This window comes from Pseudoalteromonas sp. SIMBA_162 (genome assembly GCF_046535955.1).
In the GTDB taxonomy this organism is placed as follows: Bacteria; Pseudomonadota; Gammaproteobacteria; order Enterobacterales; family Alteromonadaceae; genus Pseudoalteromonas; species Pseudoalteromonas marina.
On the sequence record NZ_JAWJBQ010001012.1, the window covers coordinates 1 to 243 of the forward strand.

Below are 243 nucleotides of genomic sequence, written 5' to 3' on the forward strand. Positions count from 1 at the left end.
GGTCATGTCGATCTTGGCGTTGACCTGGATCTGGCTGATGCCCGGCAGGTCGTATTCCACCGGGTCCTCGACGGTGAGGATATTGCTGGTGCTGGCATCCAGCCGGGCCAGGGCCGCGTAGAGGCTGGTGGTCTTGCCGCTGCCGGTGGGCCCGGTGACCAGGACGATGCCGTGGGGCTGGCGGATCAGGGTATCCAGGCGCGCCAGCAGGTCCGGGTCCATGCCCAGGGTCTCCAGTTGCAG

1 protein-coding gene is annotated in these 243 nt (G+C 67.1%); it reads right to left on the reverse strand.

What is annotated here, in order from left to right; all coding sequences use genetic code 11:
• Window positions 1–243: ATPase, T2SS/T4P/T4SS family (locus R0J88_RS22770; protein WP_410901287.1), on the reverse strand; the 243-nt coding region annotated here is incomplete at both ends.